Source organism: Mesorhizobium sp. WSM4310, assembly GCF_007003935.1.
GTDB lineage: Bacteria > Pseudomonadota > Alphaproteobacteria > Rhizobiales > Rhizobiaceae > Mesorhizobium.
In genome coordinates this window covers 16737-32822 of sequence record NZ_VFTA01000013.1, presented here as the reverse complement: position 1 = coordinate 32822, position 16086 = coordinate 16737, and the positions used below count along the sequence as shown (strand labels likewise).

20 protein-coding genes and 2 pseudogenes are annotated in these 16086 nt (G+C 64.2%); 8 read left to right on the top strand and 14 right to left on the bottom strand.

What is annotated here, in order from left to right; translation table 11 throughout:
- Window positions 1-2 precede the first annotated feature (2 nt).
- The gene (locus tag FJV80_RS15975) at window positions 3-632 is read left to right on the top strand and encodes a glutathione S-transferase family protein (RefSeq protein ID WP_142876881.1); all 630 of its coding nucleotides are present in this window, start codon (window positions 3-5) and stop codon (window positions 630-632) included.
- Between the two features lie 2 nt (window positions 633-634).
- Here FJV80_RS15975 and FJV80_RS15970 read toward each other — a convergent pair whose 3' ends face one another.
- The 3 genes and pseudogenes from FJV80_RS15970 to FJV80_RS35060 all read right to left on the bottom strand — a co-directional run.
- Window positions 635-1234: a YdeI family protein gene (locus tag FJV80_RS15970; RefSeq protein WP_142876880.1), complete on the bottom strand. Its 600-nt coding sequence runs from the start codon at window positions 1232-1234 to the stop codon at window positions 635-637.
- Between the two features lie 137 nt (window positions 1235-1371).
- Window positions 1372-1569 (bottom strand): hypothetical protein, encoded by a 198-nt coding sequence (locus FJV80_RS15965; protein ID WP_142876879.1) that lies wholly within the window; start codon window positions 1567-1569, stop codon window positions 1372-1374.
- A gap of 19 nt (window positions 1570-1588) precedes the next feature.
- Window positions 1589-1975 (bottom strand): annotated as a pseudogene (locus tag FJV80_RS35060) (hypothetical protein); the annotation flags it as partial.
- Window positions 1976-2079: 104 nt separating this feature from the next.
- Here FJV80_RS35060 and FJV80_RS15955 point away from each other — a divergent pair.
- Window positions 2080-2691 carry a hypothetical protein gene (locus tag FJV80_RS15955; protein WP_142876878.1) on the top strand — a complete coding sequence of 204 codons (612 nt, stop codon included), beginning with the start codon at window positions 2080-2082 and terminating at the stop codon, window positions 2689-2691.
- 28 nt (window positions 2692-2719) lie between these two features.
- On the opposite strand, the gene FJV80_RS15950 is transcribed toward FJV80_RS15955, so the two are convergent.
- Window positions 2720-3193, bottom strand: a complete 474-nt coding sequence (locus tag FJV80_RS15950) for a cupin domain-containing protein (protein ID WP_142876877.1) — start codon at window positions 3191-3193, stop codon at window positions 2720-2722.
- 65 nt (window positions 3194-3258) lie between these two features.
- Here FJV80_RS15950 and FJV80_RS15945 point away from each other — a divergent pair, with 65 nt between their 5' ends.
- Both FJV80_RS15945 and FJV80_RS15940 read left to right on the top strand, forming a co-directional pair.
- A complete protein-coding gene (locus FJV80_RS15945) occupies window positions 3259-3714 on the top strand; it encodes a MarR family winged helix-turn-helix transcriptional regulator (protein WP_095793594.1) in 456 nt (151 codons plus the stop codon).
- 126 nt (window positions 3715-3840) lie between these two features.
- The gene (locus FJV80_RS15940) at window positions 3841-4569 is read left to right on the top strand and encodes an SDR family oxidoreductase (RefSeq protein ID WP_142876876.1); all 729 of its coding nucleotides are present in this window, start codon (window positions 3841-3843) and stop codon (window positions 4567-4569) included.
- On the opposite strand, the gene FJV80_RS15935 is transcribed toward FJV80_RS15940, so the two are convergent.
- The gene (locus tag FJV80_RS15935) at window positions 4566-5555 is read right to left on the bottom strand and encodes a LysR family transcriptional regulator (RefSeq protein ID WP_142876875.1); all 990 of its coding nucleotides are present in this window, start codon (window positions 5553-5555) and stop codon (window positions 4566-4568) included. The two genes, FJV80_RS15940 and FJV80_RS15935, sit on opposite strands and share 4 nt — an antisense overlap.
- A 19-nt stretch (window positions 5556-5574) precedes the next feature.
- Window positions 5575-6480, bottom strand: a complete 906-nt coding sequence (locus FJV80_RS15930; protein WP_095200613.1) for a S1C family serine protease — start codon at window positions 6478-6480, stop codon at window positions 5575-5577.
- A 309-nt stretch (window positions 6481-6789) separates the two neighbouring features.
- On the opposite strand from FJV80_RS15930, the gene yghU reads away from it, so the two are divergent.
- Entirely contained in the window at window positions 6790-7656 is an 867-nt protein-coding gene (yghU, locus tag FJV80_RS15925; protein WP_095789277.1) for a glutathione-dependent disulfide-bond oxidoreductase, read from the top strand.
- Window positions 7657-7733: 77 nt separating this feature from the next.
- On the opposite strand, the gene FJV80_RS15920 is transcribed toward yghU, so the two are convergent.
- Both FJV80_RS15920 and FJV80_RS15915 read right to left on the bottom strand, forming a co-directional pair.
- Window positions 7734-8033, bottom strand: coding sequence for a DUF1236 domain-containing protein (locus FJV80_RS15920; protein WP_095775199.1), 300 nt, complete (start codon window positions 8031-8033; stop codon window positions 7734-7736).
- A gap of 416 nt (window positions 8034-8449) precedes the next feature.
- Complete coding sequence (locus tag FJV80_RS15915) at window positions 8450-8692, bottom strand: exopolysaccharide production repressor protein (protein WP_142876874.1); 243 nt, start codon at window positions 8690-8692, stop codon at window positions 8450-8452.
- Between the two features lie 215 nt (window positions 8693-8907).
- On the opposite strand from FJV80_RS15915, the gene FJV80_RS15910 reads away from it, so the two are divergent.
- Both FJV80_RS15910 and FJV80_RS15905 read left to right on the top strand, forming a co-directional pair.
- Window positions 8908-9648, top strand: a complete 741-nt coding sequence (locus tag FJV80_RS15910; RefSeq protein ID WP_142876873.1) for a sulfotransferase family protein — start codon at window positions 8908-8910, stop codon at window positions 9646-9648.
- 114 nt (window positions 9649-9762) lie between these two features.
- Window positions 9763-10047, top strand: a complete 285-nt coding sequence (locus tag FJV80_RS15905) for a hypothetical protein (protein WP_095775085.1) — start codon at window positions 9763-9765, stop codon at window positions 10045-10047.
- A gap of 441 nt (window positions 10048-10488) precedes the next feature.
- Here FJV80_RS15905 and FJV80_RS34550 read toward each other — a convergent pair whose 3' ends face one another.
- The 3 genes and pseudogenes from FJV80_RS34550 to FJV80_RS15890 form a co-directional block, all read right to left on the bottom strand.
- On the bottom strand, window positions 10489-10707 hold the full coding sequence (locus tag FJV80_RS34550) for a hypothetical protein (RefSeq protein ID WP_185975218.1): 219 nt from the start codon (window positions 10705-10707) through the stop codon (window positions 10489-10491).
- 91 nt (window positions 10708-10798) lie between these two features.
- Window positions 10799-11263: pseudogene (locus FJV80_RS15895) on the bottom strand (amidohydrolase family protein); the annotation flags it as partial.
- Window positions 11264-11567: 304 nt separating this feature from the next.
- Window positions 11568-12119: an isochorismatase family protein gene (locus tag FJV80_RS15890; protein WP_095794057.1), complete on the bottom strand. Its 552-nt coding sequence runs from the start codon at window positions 12117-12119 to the stop codon at window positions 11568-11570.
- Window positions 12120-12162: 43 nt separating this feature from the next.
- Here FJV80_RS15890 and FJV80_RS35055 point away from each other — a divergent pair, with 43 nt between their 5' ends.
- Window positions 12163-12549, top strand: coding sequence for a DUF5071 domain-containing protein (locus FJV80_RS35055; RefSeq protein ID WP_246688984.1), 387 nt, complete (start codon window positions 12163-12165; stop codon window positions 12547-12549).
- Window positions 12550-12761: 212 nt separating this feature from the next.
- On the opposite strand, the gene FJV80_RS15880 is transcribed toward FJV80_RS35055, so the two are convergent.
- From FJV80_RS15880 to FJV80_RS15870, 3 genes are all read right to left on the bottom strand, one after another.
- Entirely contained in the window at window positions 12762-14285 is a 1524-nt protein-coding gene (locus FJV80_RS15880; RefSeq protein ID WP_142876872.1) for a WD40 repeat domain-containing protein, read from the bottom strand.
- Window positions 14286-14476: 191 nt separating this feature from the next.
- Window positions 14477-15247: an exodeoxyribonuclease III gene (locus FJV80_RS15875; protein WP_142876871.1), complete on the bottom strand. Its 771-nt coding sequence runs from the start codon at window positions 15245-15247 to the stop codon at window positions 14477-14479.
- Window positions 15248-15254: 7 nt separating this feature from the next.
- Window positions 15255-15899, bottom strand: a complete 645-nt coding sequence (locus FJV80_RS15870) for an alpha/beta fold hydrolase (RefSeq protein ID WP_095775080.1) — start codon at window positions 15897-15899, stop codon at window positions 15255-15257.
- Between the last annotated feature and the right edge of the window lie 187 nt (window positions 15900-16086).

Sequence of the window (16086 nt, the reverse complement as noted above, 5' to 3'; positions counted from 1 at the left end):
CCATGCTCACGCTTCACGATTATCTGCCATCGCAAAATGGCTGGAAAGTCCGGGTCCTGCTCGGCCTGCTGAAGATCCCTTACCAGACCCGCCTCGTCTCTATCTTCGAGGGCGAGAGCCACAGCGATGCCTTCCTTGCCCTCAACCCGGCGGGCGCGGTTCTCGTGCTCCAGCTCGAAGACGGCAGCGCCATCGCCGAATCCAACGCGATCCTCACCTACCTCGCCGAAGGCACGCCCCTGCTGCCGGCGGACCGCTACCGGCGCGCCAAGGTGATGCAGTGGCTGCTCTTCGAACAGTACAATGTCGAGCCAGTCATCGGCTCGCTGCGTTTTTGGACCTTGACCGGACGGCTCGAGCGCAACCAGGCCATGGTTGCCGGCAAGCGCGAGGCCGGCGCCCGCGCGCTGGCCGCCCTGGACCGCAGCCTTGCCGAGACGCCGTTCCTCACCGGAAACGACCTCACCATCGCCGACATCGCCATCTACGCCTACAGCCACCGCGCCGGGGATTGCGGCTTCTCTCCAGCGGACTACCCGGCATTCCTCGCCTGGACCGGCCGCGTGGGCGAAGCCATCGGCCAAGGCTGTCCGGTTCACCCCTACGGCATCGACCCGCATTCGGGCGGCTGAGGCTACTTCTCGCTCTGCGGATAGATCGTCTCGCCACGCTTCAGCATCGCGACAAAGGTCTCGATCTTCTTCTTGCGGCCGGCCTCGGTCTTCATGTTGTGGATGCGGAAGGCGAGCGAGAAGCGGTTCTGCGCACTGAGTTTTTCCAGCATCGCCTTCGCCGCCGGCTCGGCATCGATGGCCGCCTGCAAATCGTCGGGGATTTTCATCTCCTTGCTGCCGCCATAGGCGCGCGCCCAGCGCCCGTCGGCCTTGGCGGCTTCGACCTGTTTCAGCCCATGCCCGGTCATGCGGCCCTCCTCCACCAGCCGCGCGACATTGTCGATGTTGATCTTGCTCCAGATGCTCTTCTTGCCGCGCGGCGTGTAGCGCTGGAGAAAACTGTTCTCGTCCAGCCCCTTGCGCACCGCATCGATCCAGCCGAAGCACAGCACGACGTCGATGGCCTCCTTCGGCGTGATCGACTTAAGTCCCGACCCGACCTTGTGCACCTTGATCCACACCTCGCTTTCGGTGGCGTGGTGCTGGCCGAGCCAGGCATAAAAACTCGCCGCGTCGGAGAATTCCCGCACCTTGTCGGGATCGACCTTGACCGGCGCCATCAGCACGCCCGCGGGTTCAGGATTGTCGTTACTGGCGTCCCGGTCATCTTGCCTCCATCATCCTGCGATTTCCGGCATTATGGCATCGCCCACTGTCAATTCCCGGTAGTGGGTCAGTTTGAAATTGCGGGCCGCGACTAATTCTCGACGACATATCCATCGTCGTCCAGGTAGACGTATAGCTCAACTATGTCTGGGAAGCGGTCCCGATCAAGCGATATAGCAACGAAGCCGTTGCCGGTCAGATGCATGGTCAACTGCCCGTCTGTGATGGTGGCGCTTTCAATCTGCTTCGTAGATTCTTCAGGCAGGCGCGCTGTCACTTCGGTGTTCACGTTGAAAGAGGCGTTCCCGCTAAGGATTATTCCAATCCCATAGCCAGGCTCTGAATTTTGGATCCGCTCGATACGCCTTCCAATCAACCTTTCGACCAAAGCCCTCGCCATTTTTACCTCTTTTTGCAGGGACCGCGCGCGGTCGGTTTTCAGCCTCTTTCGCTTCGATCAGCGCAACGACGTCCGCGATTTCCCAAAGCTTGTCAGTCACGCCAGCAGCCGTCGCCGGAGGCACGCACAGCGTGGCATGGATGCGCACAAAGTTGTAGTACATGAAATGCAGCGCCACGGCGTTGGCGTGAGCTTCGATCTTTTTGGAAAACCCATTCGTCAGGCGAGTGAAGCGGCGCATGTGCATCCGCATGGTCAAGTTCCAGCGTTCGGCAAACGTCGTGCTGACATTGCTTGATATCGGGGTTCCCCTCGATCCGCTCTTTCCTTGCGCCAGGAGCGCGACGCTTCCCCACCGTGCTATAGGACCACAAATGCCACGCTGGGGAACACGCCACAATGAAATCTCTGCTTTTCGGCCTTGCCTTGTTGCTGCCGGGCGTGGCGCTGGCCGAACCGATTGAAACCCGCAAGATCATCACCGCGCTGACCGGCGACTTCAACGGCGACGGCGCTCCCGACCTTGCCATGGTGGTCGAGACCGCGCCGACCGACCCGATGGACATCCACTTCTTCCTCGGGGATAAGGAGCACAATTACCTCAAGCCCGTCGAAATCGTGAGCGAACAGATCGGTGGCGAGTGGAACGGTTACGACCGGCCGGGCTACGAGAACTCCGCCACCGAGCCGGAGCTGACGATGCTGCCCAACGGCTCGATCAAATTCTATCTGCCGGCGCCAGAGATCGGCAGCGAGCGCACCAACCAGACGCTGACGATCGCCTACCGCGACGGCGCCTTCATCGTTGCCGGCTTCGCCTACGATTCCGATGACTACCTGCAGGAGAATGCCGCCAGCGCCTGCGACTACAACGTGCTGACCGGCAAGGGCGCCAGTTCGAAGCAGCAACCGGACGGCAGCACCAAACACAAGACCGTGTCGGTTGAAAGCAAGACCATCGCATTCCGGGACTGGAACTCGGGCGACGCCTTCGCTGCTTGCCAGGAATAAGTGACGCGCGCTGGGCCTTCGGCCGGCATCAGGCCGGTGGCGGCATCGCCGGCGTCAGGCCGTGGCGGCGCATGATCTCCATCATCGCAGCCTTGTCAGGCGGCCCGCCGGCAGCGGCGTTGAGCAGACCGAATGCCTCGCGGAAATAGTCCGGACCAATTGCCGCCGGCGTGATGACGCACAGCGTCTTGGCAGCCCGGGTGCCATTATTGTCGAAGCGGTGGACGGCGCCGCGTGGAATGCACAGCGCCTCCCCCGGCCCAACCTCGATCGGCTTGCCGTTCACGGTCCAGGTCAAGACCCCGTCAATCCCGTAGATCGTTTCCTCGTAATGATCGTGGCTGTGCGCCGGCGCGGGCAGGCGCTGCGCGCCCGGCACCATCAGTTCGAAAGCGGCGACACTGCCGTTCGAATTTTCGCCCGACACCAGGAAACGGACCGACAGCCCCTTGGTGCCGATGGTCTCATTGGCTGGGTTGACCTGAAGATCCATGGCCGACATTGCGCGAACCCCTCCGGTAAATTACATTTACTAGCAATCAGTAAACTCAATTTACCGGATCGTCAATGGCCACCTCCACAGAAGTCCTGCAGACCAAGACCACGGACCTTTTGATCGGCGCCCTGCTGCGCGTGCCGGCGCAGGCCATCCAGCGCCGGCTGATCAAGGAGCTCAACGCCGCCGGTTTCGACGAATTGCGCCTGCCGCATATGGCCGTGCTGCAGTTTCCCGGCCCGGACGGCGCGCGCCCCGGCACCATCGCCGAACGTGCCGGCATGAGCAAACAGGCGATCAACCAGTTGCTCAGCAGCCTCGAAGGCTACGGCTATATCGTCCGCTCCGACGGCGAAGGCAGCGCGCGCGTGGTGCACGCCACCGAACGCGGCCACGCCGCCTTCTGGAAGATGGTCGACATATTGCGCGACATCGAGGAGGAGTGGCGCACCGAGCTCGGGCCGGAGCGCTTCGACCAGCTCAAAGCGCTGCTGTTCGCCGTCTGGGACAGTCCGCTGGTGCGCTGACCGAAACCGCATTCGTGCATCGTCATCGGCATTTCCGATGACGCTATCGGTTTCTTCCGTTTCCTTCTCGGCACACCGACCTGCCAATCCCCTGTCCTTGTCCCATCAAAGCAAAGGCAGAGCGAAATGAACCTTTCGAACCAGAAGATCCTGATCGTCGGCGGCGGCTCCGGCATGGGCCTGGCGCTGGCCAGGCGTTGCTTCGAGGCCGGTGCCATGGTCATCATCGCCGGGCGCAGCGGAGACAGGCTGCAACAGGCGAGCGAGGCGCTTGGCAATCCCGCCGGCCTGGACGTTGCCGTTGTAGACATCGCCCGGGAAGCCCAGGTTGCGGCGCTGTTCGCCGAGATCGGCGGGCTCGACCACATCGTCAGCACGGCGGCCGACATCGACGGCGCCTACAGGCTGCTGCCGGAGCTTGACCTGAAGGCGGCGCAACGCATGGTCGACAGCAAGCTGTTCGGCCCGCTGCTGCTTGCCAAGCACGGCGCGCCACGGCTTGCCGCGGGCGGCTCGATGACCTTCATCTCCGGCATCGCCGCCTACCGGCCGGCCGCGCGCGGCTCGGTCGTCGCCGCCGTCAACGCCGCGCTCGAAGGGCTGGTGCGGGCGCTGGCCGTCGAACTTGCGCCGATCCGCGTCAACGCCGTTTCGCCCGGCTGGGTCGACACCACGATCTGGGCTCAGGTCGCCGGCGACCGCAAGGCCGAGATGCTGGCGGCGATGGCCGAGCGGCTGCCGGTCGGCAGGGTCGGCCAGCCCGAAGACATCGCCGACGCCATTTTCTTCCTCATCGGCAACGGATTTGCCACCGGCACGACGCTGCATGTCGAAGGCGGGCACCGGCTGGTTTAGCCGGTGGCGGTCTTCGCCAGGGAGTTGTTTGGAAACAATGCTTTGGAGCCATCTGCCGATTCAAGTCCTGAGCCCGTCTCAAGACGTTCCGGCACCAGCGCGTCGCGCGCGGCGGCGAGCAATTGCCTGAGCGCCGGCGGCTGGATGCGCCGGCGTCGCCAGATCATCGTCAGTGGTGCCGTCCGCATTCGGCCGGGCCATGGCAATTCCCTGAGCTCGCCACGCGCCAGCGCATCGCTGACGGCGAGACGGGGAAGGAGGCCGAGCCCGGCACCCGTCGCCACCAGCCGGGCAATGGCGCCGATGCTGCCGACTTCGGCCGCGGGTTGGGGCGGAACCATATCCGCCTCGGCAAAAGCGGTGTCGAACATGTGCCGGTAGACGCATCCGGGCTCCGTCGCCACGAAGCGCAGAGCGGCCAGGTCTGCCAGGTCGCGCGGCGCGGCGGCTTGCCCGGGAGCCGCGACCAGCACCAGCGGTTCGGCCCCTATCGTGCGCCTGGCCAGGCGTCCGTCGGCGGCGCGCTTCGCACCGTTCTGACGCTCGAAGCAGAAGGCGACGTCGATGTCGCCGTCCTCCAGCAGGCGCCGCAGCGTGCCGCTGTCGGCCACCTTCATCCGCACGGTGATGTCGGGATGGCCAGCCTGGAACCCCGGAAGCCAGGGCGCCAGCCGGGCCGAGGCGATCGTTTCCAGCGCGCCGATGGTCAGTTCCCCGCTGCTGCGCCCGGCAGCCGCCAGCACCGCGGCGCGCGCCTCGCCGTCGAGCCGCAGCAGCTCTTCGGCGATCGGCTTCAGCGCCAGCCCCGCCGGCGTCAGTTCAAGGCCGGACTTCGAACGCGTGAACAGGGCAGCACCCAGTTCGGCCTCGAGAGACTGGATCTGGTCGCTGACGCTCGATTGCGCGAGGTGAACCGCCTCGGCGGCACGCGTGATGTTGCGGCTGCGCGCAACCGCGAGGAAGGTCTTGAGCAGTCTGGGGTGCATTGCCGGGCCGACACCGGGCCTATTGCAGTTGCGGCTTCTTCAAGAAACTGCCGCGGTCTGCGGATTTGACGCGCAGCCAGGTCTCGCGGCCGTCGCGCACCACCCGCATCGGGATCTCGGCGCCGGCCGAGCCGCTGTCCCACAGCTTGCGATAGAAATCCGCGAGCCCGTCGACGGCGCCGTCGCGCACCTCTGAGATGACGTCACCCTGGCGCAGGCCGGCTTTTGCCGCCGGGCCGCCCTCGGTCACGCTCATCACCACCACCTTGCCGTCGCTTTCGGCCGACAGGGCGCCGAGCCACGGGCGCGGCGGCTTGGCCACCTGGCCGCGCGTCAGCAGATCGTCGAGGATCGGCGGCAACAGGTCGATCGGCACCACCATGTTGATATCGGCGACCTCGCCGGCGCGGCTCATCTGCAGGCGCAGCGAACCGATGCCAAGCAGCGCCCCGTCGGCGCTGAACAGCGGCGCCCCGCCCCAGGACGGATGCGCTGGCGCGATGAAGATCGCCTCGTCGAGCAGATACTCCCAATAGCCGGCGAATTCCTGCTTGGTGACGATCTTGGCCTCGACCGCCCGGCCGACGCCGTCGGCAAGCACCACCGCGTCGCCGATCCTGGCCTTGCCGGCATCGCCCAGCGCCACGGCCGGCAGGCCGGTCGGCGCCAGCGCCTGGACAAGGCCGAAACCCGATTCCTGGTCATAGGCCAGCGCGTGCGCCGGGATGACCCGGCCGTCATGCGCGGTCAGCCAGACCTCTTCGGCCTCGGTGATGAGATAGCCGATGGTCAGCACCAGCCCGTCATTGCGGATGACGACGCCACTGCCTTCCCTGAGCGTGCCCAGCGCGCCGGCGGTGAAGGCATCCTCGGGAACAGTGGCGCGCACGGCAACGACGGAGCGCGGATTGGGATTGATGGCCATGATTTTGTCCTGCGATGCAAATGCTTGGCGGCTTCTCCTATAGGTATGGCTCGGAGGGGATGCTGCAAGGGGTGAGAAGCGGTGGCCGCAGGCCACGAAAAGCCAATTGCTTGGCTTTCGAGTTTCGAACGGTGAAGGCCCGGTCCGCCTTCAGGCAGATCAAAAGTTCCAGTGGGCGTTTTGAAGGGCTGGGGGCGCGGCGCCCACATAAAACAATAGTTCAACGCAAGTTGAACTTTCGCCTCCGCGGCCCTAGCTGTAGATGCATCCGCTCAATCACATCCTTCCCATCCCCACCCGAGGCCCGACATGACAGACTACACCCCGCCGAAAGTATGGACCTGGAACAAGGCAAATGGCGGCGCCTTTGCCAGCATCAACCGGCCGATCGCCGGGCCGACGCATGACAAGGAATTGCCCGTCGGCAAGCATCCGCTGCAGCTCTATTCGCTGGCGACGCCGAATGGCGTCAAGGTCACCGTCATGCTGGAGGAGCTTCTGGCGCGCGGCCACAAGGGCGCCGAATACGATGCCTGGCTCATCCGGATCAACGATGGCGACCAGTTCGGCAGCGGCTTCGTCGAGGTCAACCCCAACTCCAAGATCCCGGCCCTGATGGATCGCAGCGGCGCCACGCCGGTGCGCATCTTCGAATCCGGCTCGATCCTGGTCTATCTCGCCGAAAAGTTCGGCGAATTCCTGCCCACCGAGCAGCCGGCGCGCGCGGAAGTCCTGTCCTGGCTGTTCTGGCAGATGGGTTCGGCACCGTATCTGGGCGGCGGCTTCGGCCATTTCTATGCCTACGCGCCGCAGAAATTCGAATATGCCATCGACCGTTTCGCCATGGAAACCAAGCGGCAGCTCGATGTGCTCGACCGCCGGCTGGCGGAGACGGAATATCTCGGCGGCGAGGATTACACGATCGCCGACATGGCGGTGTGGCCCTGGTATGGCGGGCTGGCGCTCGGACGCATGTACAATGATTCCGGCGAGTTCCTGTCGGTGCAGGAATACAAGCACGTCCAGCGCTGGGCCAAGGCCATCGACGCCCGGCCGGCGGTCAAGCGCGGCCGCATGGTCAACCGCGCCTTCGGCGAGCCGGCCCTGCAACTGCATGAGCGCCACGACGCCAGCGACTTCGACACCAAGACGCAGGACAAGCTGGCCGCCGAATAGGCGGCGGCAAAAGCTGGCAAGAAAAACCCGCCACCAGATTGGTAGCGGGTTTTTTCAAATGCCTGATGCTGAACCGGTCAGTGCAGCACTTCTACGATCTGACGGGTGTCCGGGTCGACCAGGACAGTCTGGTCGTTGATCACGGCGACGCGATACTTGACGTTGGGCACTTCGCGCAGTTCGACCTTATCGGGCACCGGCGAGCCGAGCTTGAGCTCAAGGCCCAGCAGATTGACCGACGCCAGCGGCTGCTTCTTGACGTATTCGCGAACCACAGTTTCCTGCTCCGGCTGAACGACGATGGTATCCGCCAGGGCCGCACCGATGCCGCCCATCAGGACGATCGCGGCTGCCGCACTCGAAAGATAATGTTTCATAACAACCTCCATATCCATTATCCGGGCTTCCGGCCCTGTGGGAGAACTCGGCCACCGTCACGAGGTTCCATTTCGATTTGTGGAATAAATGCGACACGCCCAACAAATGCCTATTTTCTATTTTTTTCGAAATCGAGCGAAAGCGCGCAATCTATGCTTTTGACAATCCGCGATTAATTACCGGATTTGAGGAATGTCGCGGAATGCACTTGACTCGGAGGATGCATCCAACGTGCTCTTTCCATAGAACGCGAACCGTCGATTGCCTTGGCGACAGCTAACGTAGAGCGAACGCTGTCGTTCCACATGCCGTCATGGAAGACATTAAAAGGCTCGCCGGCCGGGAACAGGGGGCTGGTAGTCGGTCGTCCCACTGCCGATCTATCCCCGGTATCCGGCCTCACAAGTGATCGGCCTCACAGCGAAACACCGTCGCGATGCAGCGGCGGAACACCGTCGACCTCACCGTCGCTCACCGCCTTGCGTGCGCGACTGTAGATCAGCCGCATGACGAGCGCGAAATAGCCGACTTGGAGGACCACCAGCACGGCTATCGTCCAGCCCAGCGCCTTCCAGAAAGAACCGGTGGCCATGTAAGCCCAGACCGCGACGAAGGTGGTCGTGGCTGACATCCCCACGAGAAATTGTCCAAAATACATCGATCCCGCATCGCCGAAACCACCGGTTTCGCACGACTCCCTGCCCGAATTCCCAATGCCCGCCTATAAAGTTTCATTATTTTAGCAACTACGCAACTATGTGATCGTCCGACCTTAGCCCAGCCTCGAAATTTGTTGCGCGTTGACCTGGTCGGGAGCAATTTGATGCTCACGGACTGCGGGTGGCGCAGAAAATAAGTCCGGGGGATGGGGAAATGACGCTCAAACTGATCGGAGCCGGTTTCGGCCGCACCGGCACGTGGTCGACTTTTGCCGCGCTGAACAGGCTCGGTCTGCCCTGCTATCACATGCAGGAAGTGATCATGAACAAGGCCAACAAGGGCCATCTCGATTTCTGGCGCAAGGTGGCCAACAGCCCACCCGGCAGCCAGCACGACTGGAACCGCGTCTTCGCCAACTATACGGCGACAGTCGACAATCCCGGCTGCTGTGTGTGGAAGGAATTGCTGGCCGCCTTCCCCGACGCCAAGGTGCTTTTGACCTTGCATCCGCGCGGCGCCGAGGCGTGGTACGAAAGCACGATCGACACGATCTACTTCACCGAGAATGTCTGGCAGTTCAGGATCCTGGAATGGCTGACGCCCTTCGGCTGGAAATTCGGCGACATGTCGCGCAAGCTGATATGGGGCCGCACGCTGGATGGCGTGATGAACGACCGCGCCAAGGCGGTGGCGCGATACAACGCCTATGTCGAGGAAGTGAAGGCGGCCGTGCCCCCGGACAGACTGCTGGTCTACAAGGTGACCGAAGGCTGGGCGCCGCTCTGCGATTTCCTTGGCGTGGCGCTGCCCAACGAACCCTTCCCCAACCTCAACGACCGCGAGACGATCAAGAAGATCATCCGCGACATCATCAAGGGCTCCTACATCATGCTGGGTCTGGCGCTTGCCGCCGTTGCGGTGGTGGTTGCGGCGCTGTGGTGGTGGCTGGGGTAGTTGCACCCGCAAGCTCAAGTCCGAAGGGCATCCGAACCCCTTGCCACGGGGACCGGGAACCAACCACCGCACCTCGAGTTTCGCTTTCAGTCTTTTCAAGGATTGGAGGCCAGCATGGCACCGCGCAGCAAACCACGCACCGGCGATGACGAAAGCCCTGAGGTCGAGGGTCCGACCATCGAGCAGCAGGACTGGGACGCGATCAAGGGTGCCCAGATCCTGCCCGATACCGTGTCGGAAAACGGCGACATGCGGTACGCCGTCGAAAAGGACGGCGACCTGCCGGAGGAGGACGATGACAACGCTCTCCAGCACAGCGACGACGCCTTGCCCGACGACGAGGAAGAAGCCGCGATCAAGCGGCACCCGACACGCGAGGGGCGGTTCGACGAGACATGAGGGCCAACGCCCTTTCAGACCTGCAAGCGCTCCCTCCCCGCAATGTCCGCGTAATCCTCCGGGCTTGCGGCAATCCAGGGTTCCCGGGCCCGCTTGGCCTGCGAGCCGGTGAGCTTCCTCAAATGGTTCCGCTTCTCGGCAACGGCCTGTTTGCCGCGACATCCGGACTGAACCAAGTTCCACTTCACCTGCCTTCTGGGGGGCATTTTCTCCAATGAATGTGAAAGTTGGCACACCGCTATCAGATGCCGGGCGGCCGATATCTGCTCTGCTCGACGCCCGAATTGGCCCTCGACAGGGCAAAGCCTTCATATCCGAGTTGGCTAAAATAGCGGAACATCCGATGGACATTGCCGGAACCGAACAGGACCCGTCGGACCTTTGCATACCTCACCTAAGACCTTGGTCCCAAAAGGAAACGCAAAAGGCCGATGTGGGCCGTCACCGGGAACATCCCGCCTCCGCCGTCGTTTGCCGCAAGATCTGCTGACCGGACGGGATTTCGGAGGAAGAGCCATGCACCATCGGTCCATCATCACCAGAACAGGCCACGGCCCGGGCACGGCGGTCGCCGTGTTGATGGTCGGACTTGTGGCGGTTGGGATCGTTTTCCTTGTCCTGGGCGGCTTGCTCTATTTCGGCCAGCAGCCGCCTGATCAACGCGCGCTGTCCTCCGTGCCAGCCCGATCGGCTCAGGCGGTCGATTGATGTGTGCGCAATCCGCGACGTCGCCCTCTGCCGGCAGAGCGTGTCAGCGCGCCAGCACCTTGCCATCTCTGGCGACGGCCTTGCCCCGCCGGTAGACCGTGCGGTCCTTCGGCACGGCCACCACCGCTTCGGGCACGTGCTGTGCCGGCATGGCGACGAAGTCGGCCTTGGCGCCGACGGCAATGCCATAGTCCGCCAGCCCCAGTGCCCTGGCGCCGGCATGGGTCACCACATCGAAGGCCGCCGCGAGCTCGCGGTCCTCGTAGAAGCCGGAGCGGTAGCCGATCATGTTGGCCCGGTTCAGCATGTCGCCATCGCCATAGGGCCACCAGGAATCGCGGATGTTGTCGGAACCGCTGAACACGGTGACGCCGGCCTGCCGCAGGGCCGCCACCGGCGGGAAGGCATGGTTGCCGGGCGCGTTGGTCATGATCGCGACGCCGGCGGCCGCCAGCATCGCGCCGGCCCTCGCCAGCGCGTCGGGCGGGATGTCGCCAAGCCCATAGGCACGCCAGTCCTCGCCGCCCGCCTGCCGTGGGTCAATGCGGCAGCCAAGGAAACTGTTTCGCGCAATTGCCGCTGGTGCCGGCGAGACAGAGCGCGAATCCGCGCCGCGGCTCTTGCCTATTCCGCTTTCGCGGAAGTTTCGGCGGCCCCGCAATGTGCCATTGTGTTATCGCGGCGGTACGAGCCGCCCTGGTTGACGCGGGCGCCCAGCCATCCCCAACAATGCGCCGCCCCGTCCGCGTCGACCATGGCTTGGCATTGTGATCCGTCCGGCAGGCCGGGCTGTCATGATCGTCGTTGCCGCTTCAACCGCCAACCAGCGCCTTTGTCGTCACCAGATTGACGCCGGCCTCGGCGAATTCGTCATTGTGCCTGGCGATGATCTGCTCAGCGCTCTCGCTGGCACTGTCCAGCGTGCTGTGGGCGTCGGAAACCACGGTGACGCAGAGCCCTCTGGCGATTGCGGCCCTGACGGTTGCCGCGACACAAAAATCAGTCTGCGCACCGACGATCACAATTCCACCGGCCCCCTGCCCAACCACCCAGTCGCCGAAGGCTGAATTGCTGAAAGCATCGCGCACGGATTTGGCGAAGGTCGGTTCATGATCGGCTTGCTGAAGAGCGGGCCATACCGGCCAACCCGGCTCACCCGGCGCCAGCGGATCGCCCTCAGGTCCATCATGCCTGACGAAAGCGACCTTGCGTCCATCCCGCCTTGCCCAGTCGATCACCGCCCGGGCACGCTCCGCAATGCCGGGCGCGTCGTGGATCGGCGGCTCGTGCAGGCCGTCGAACATTCCGGTCTGGAGGTCGATGACGATGAGCGGCGCGTTGGCCATGAGACTGGGTGCTGGCATGGGTGCGACCATAGCTTGGACGGCGGGAGGGTCAAGGACGGGAATGGCGGATGTGGCGACAGTGGAAGGTGCCGGTTATGTTGGCGTTCGTGATGCTGGAAAGGCTGGCATGCACGCCATCATTGACAGCAACCTTCTGGTATTCTTCGATGAAGCACTGATGCAGAAAGCGAGCTGTATGATTGATCTGCAGAGCCTGCCGCCACGCGACAAGTACGATCTCGACTCAATCCCTTTGATTGTCAAAGCAGGCTATCCCGCGGTAGCACCGATTTTGGACGAATTGCTGGATTGGACAGCCGATAGCAATTGGCCGGCAGCCAGCCCCCTCGCCGATTTCCTTGTGACCCTCGGGCCACCGCTGATTGATCCGATCTCACAAGTCCTTCAGGGAACGGATGGGCTCAAAAGTGGCATTGCATCAATTTGATCGTGCAGAGATTGCCGACCGACACTCTTCGTGGCCTCGAAAAGGATTTACGCCGACTGGCGGATTATCCGAGCGACGATGACAGACGAGAAGAAATCGATGTCGAGGCGCGTGAGATATTGCTTCGCCTCGAACCCCGTGGAGACGTGATGCCATAAACTGACTCCGCTCGACAACGGATCGTCAGTTGACGCTCCAGCTGCTTTCAGCTCTCACTCCGGCGCGCCGGCAAACAGCACCACGCCATCCCCTCCAGCCGCCGGCCAGTCCCTGATGGTGCGGTCGTAGCCGCCGGTCAACACTGTGCCGTCCGGAGCGAAAGCCACGGCGTAGATCGGGCCGGTCTGGCTGTCGAACATGGCGATCTGGTTGCCGGTTTCCATGTCCCACAGCCGCGCCGTGCCGTCGAGCGAGCCCGACAGCAAGCGCTTGCCGTCGGCCGACAGCGCCAGTGTATAGATCGTGCCTTCATGGCCCTCGAAGCGCTTTACCTCGCGGCCGCTGTCGAGATCCCAGACCTTGATCGTCAGGTCGCCGCTGCCGGTGATCAGATGATGCCCGTTGGCGGTGAAGACGGCGCCATATGTGCCCTGCTTGTGGCCGTGCCAGCTGCGCAATTGCCTGCCGCTTTCGATGTCCCAGAGTTTCAGCGTGCCGTCGATGCTGCCGCTGAGCGCCTGCTTGCCGTCGGGCGAGACGGCGACCGCGCTGATCGACCAGTCGTGCCCGCTCAGCACATGCAGCACGGAATTGTCGACCAGGTCCCAGACGATGACGTTGCCGGTGTCATGCCCGCTGACGGCGCGCCTGCCGTCCGGGCTGATGGCCAGCTTGTTGACGCCGCCATTCTGGCCGGCCTGGAAGACATGCAGCACGGCGCCGTCGGCAAGTTTGCGCAGCACGATCTCGCCATCGTCGCCGCCCGTCAGGGCGCTGACGCCGTCGGGCATATAGAGCGCGGTGCGCGCCATGTCCTTGTGGACGCCGAGGTTGCGGATGAGGTGCTTGCCGCCAATGTCCCACAGCTTGATCACACGATCGGTGCTGGCGCTCATGATCGATCGGCCGTCCGGCGCCACCGCAAGCCAGACGACCGCCTCGCGATGGCCGTCGGGCTGCGTCGGCGCCGCCGGTGGCGGTGGCGGCAACGGCGCCACGGTCGGCGGTGGAATGACCGCGACCTCCGGCGGAGCGGCCGGCGCCTGCGGCGCGGGTGCCGGCGGCGGGTTGGCGGCTGTCGGTGGCGGAACTGGTTGCGGGGCCGGCGCAGGACCCGGCTCAGGTGCCGGTGGTGCGCTGGCGACATCCTGGTCCTTCGGCTCGGCGGGTTTGGGTTCGGCCACCTTCGGTTCATTCGGCTGGGCGGTCACCTCGCCGCCGCCCCACGGGCCGAACCGGTCGATGGCCAGTGCCGCCAGCACGATCAACGGCAAGGCGAAGAAGATCGCGCGCAGGCCGGGCCTGCCGGTCTCCTGCACGTCGGCCGCGCGGCCGAACAGCGGTGTCCCGGCTAGACGTGCCGGCCGCCCCGGCAACAGCCCGGCCCAGAACAGCACCGCGCCGACGAGGCAGGCGAGTGCCAGCAGCGAGAAGACCGCCATCTGCGTCGCCCAAGGCTCATGCATGGCCGTCAGGCCGAAATCCTTGCTGCCCGGCAAGAGATAGAGATGGACAAGGCAAGCCGCGGCCAGCGCCATCAGCAGCACCGCCATCAACCTGTCGGCAACCCTGGTCATGGCGCAAGGCTCATGATGCCGCCGATGACGGCATCGGCCTCGATATTGGCAGGCTGTGGTCGCATCGAATTCCCTCGCCGCGACCGATCTTACGCAAGGCCGCGGCGGAGTCGAGTGGCCGCCGGTGCGAATGCCGCGTGGGCGCGAACGCACGGAAATGGCTGGACATTCCTTGCTTCGTTGGCCGCAACCTACTTCAACTCCACCCAGACAGGCGCATGGTCGCTGGCGCCGTCCTCGCCGCGCACGTCGCGGTCGATGCCCGCCCCCTTCAGGCGGCGAGCGAGCGTCTTCGACAGCAAGATGTGGTCCAGCCTTAAGCCCGCATCGCGCGGCCAGCGGTTCCTGCGGTAATCCCAGAAGGTGTAGAGCGTCTCCTTCGGATAGACCTTGCGCAGCGCGTCAAGCCAGCCCTGCTCGATGAGGGCAGCGAATGCGGCGCGGCTTTCCGGCTGCACCAGCGCGTTGTCGTCATAGGAGCGCGTGGCATAGATGTCGCGCGGCTCGGGCACGATGTTGTAGTCGCCGGCCAGCACGACCGGCAGGCCGGTGTCGAGCAACTGCCCGGCATGCGCCTCCAGCCGCCTGTGCCAGGCCAGCTTGTACTGAAATTTCGGCCCCGGCTGCGGATTGCCGTTCGGCGCATAGAGGCAAGCGACGACGATGCCGTCGACCGCCGCCTCGATGTAGCGGCTCTGGCGGTCGGCGTCGTCGCCGGGCAAGGCATCGCGGGTCAGCACCGGCTCCGCGCCACGCGCCAGGATGGCGACGCCGTTCCAGGTCGGCTCGCCCTTCCACAGCGCGCCATAGCCGGCATCGGCAAGCGCGGTGCGCGGAAACTGCATGTCGCGCGCCTTGAGTTCCTGCAGGCAGACGACATCGGGCTTCGCCACCGCCAGCCATGCCAGCAGGTTTTCGAGGCGGCTGTTGATGTTGTTGATGTTGAAGGTGGCGAGTTTCATGGACGGGTCAGGACGCGAACCGCCCCGCCCAACCCTTCACCGTCTCCGCCAGCGTCTTCAGATGATCCGCCGTCGAGAATCCCGACACACTCTTGCGCGGCTTCAAATCATGGTCGCCATCTTCCAGCCAGATCACCTCGATCGCATCGGACAGCCCATAACCCGCCACCTCGTCGCGCGTGCCGAACTCGTCGCGCGTGCCCTGAAAAATCAGCGTCGGCGTCTTCAGCCCGGTCAGATGCTTTGTCCGCAACTGGTCGGGCTTTCCAGGCGGATGGAAGGGATAGCCGAGGCAAACCAGCCCGGCAATTTCGCCCTTGGCGAACATCTCGTCCGCGACCATCGAAGCGACGCGCCCGCCCATCGACTTGCCGCCTATGACGAGCTTGCCGGTCACGCCCCTGGCGCGGAGATCGGCGATCGCCTTGATATATTCCGGATTGACCGTCTCGGCGCGCGGCGGCGGCTTGCGGTGGCCGTAGCGGCGCGCCGCCATATAGTGGAATTCGAAGCGGGCAACCTGGAAGCCGGCCGCAGCCAGAGCCTTGGCGGTTGCGGTCATCGAGGGCGAATCCATCGACGCGCCGGCGCCATGCGCGAGCAGGATGGTGACGGGAGCGGTGTCGAAGCCGTCGAAGAGGAAGCTGGTCATGGGGCGTCTCGCGCCGCAGTGACGTTGCCAATCTCCCCCCTCGTGGGGGAGATGCCCGGCAGGGCAGAGGGGGGCGCCAAGGAATGCCGGCCTTCAGTCAAATCTCTCCCGGGCAAGACGGTCTCAAATGAGCCGATCCGTTGGCGGGACAGCGCCCCCCTCTGTCCTGCCGGAGATCTGCTGTCAT

Bases quoted from the DNA above. Each gene is read 5' to 3' on its own strand.
- FJV80_RS15975 (WP_142876881.1), top strand. From the start codon at position 3: ATGCTCACGCTTCACGATTATCTGCCATCGCAAAATGGCTGGAAAGTC.
- FJV80_RS15970 (WP_142876880.1), bottom strand. From the start codon at position 1,234: ATGGCGCCGGTCAAGGTCGATCCCGACAAGGTGCGGGAATTCTCCGAC.
- FJV80_RS15955 (WP_142876878.1), top strand. From the start codon at position 2,080: ATGAAATCTCTGCTTTTCGGCCTTGCCTTGTTGCTGCCGGGCGTGGCG.
- FJV80_RS15950 (WP_142876877.1), bottom strand. From the start codon at position 3,193: ATGTCGGCCATGGATCTTCAGGTCAACCCAGCCAATGAGACCATCGGC.
- FJV80_RS15945 (WP_095793594.1), top strand. From the start codon at position 3,259: ATGGCCACCTCCACAGAAGTCCTGCAGACCAAGACCACGGACCTTTTG.
- FJV80_RS15940 (WP_142876876.1), top strand. From the start codon at position 3,841: ATGAACCTTTCGAACCAGAAGATCCTGATCGTCGGCGGCGGCTCCGGC.
- FJV80_RS15935 (WP_142876875.1), bottom strand. From the start codon at position 5,555: ATGCACCCCAGACTGCTCAAGACCTTCCTCGCGGTTGCGCGCAGCCGC.
- FJV80_RS15930 (WP_095200613.1), bottom strand. From the start codon at position 6,480: ATGGCCATCAATCCCAATCCGCGCTCCGTCGTTGCCGTGCGCGCCACT.
- yghU (WP_095789277.1), top strand. From the start codon at position 6,790: ATGACAGACTACACCCCGCCGAAAGTATGGACCTGGAACAAGGCAAAT.
- FJV80_RS15920 (WP_095775199.1), bottom strand. From the start codon at position 8,033: ATGAAACATTATCTTTCGAGTGCGGCAGCCGCGATCGTCCTGATGGGC.
- FJV80_RS15915 (WP_142876874.1), bottom strand. From the start codon at position 8,692: ATGTATTTTGGACAATTTCTCGTGGGGATGTCAGCCACGACCACCTTC.
- FJV80_RS15910 (WP_142876873.1), top strand. From the start codon at position 8,908: ATGACGCTCAAACTGATCGGAGCCGGTTTCGGCCGCACCGGCACGTGG.
- FJV80_RS15905 (WP_095775085.1), top strand. From the start codon at position 9,763: ATGGCACCGCGCAGCAAACCACGCACCGGCGATGACGAAAGCCCTGAG.
- FJV80_RS15890 (WP_095794057.1), bottom strand. From the start codon at position 12,119: ATGCCAGCACCCAGTCTCATGGCCAACGCGCCGCTCATCGTCATCGAC.
- FJV80_RS35055 (WP_246688984.1), top strand. From the start codon at position 12,163: ATGGCGGATGTGGCGACAGTGGAAGGTGCCGGTTATGTTGGCGTTCGT.
- FJV80_RS15880 (WP_142876872.1), bottom strand. From the start codon at position 14,285: ATGACCAGGGTTGCCGACAGGTTGATGGCGGTGCTGCTGATGGCGCTG.
- FJV80_RS15875 (WP_142876871.1), bottom strand. From the start codon at position 15,247: ATGAAACTCGCCACCTTCAACATCAACAACATCAACAGCCGCCTCGAA.
- FJV80_RS15870 (WP_095775080.1), bottom strand. From the start codon at position 15,899: ATGACCAGCTTCCTCTTCGACGGCTTCGACACCGCTCCCGTCACCATC.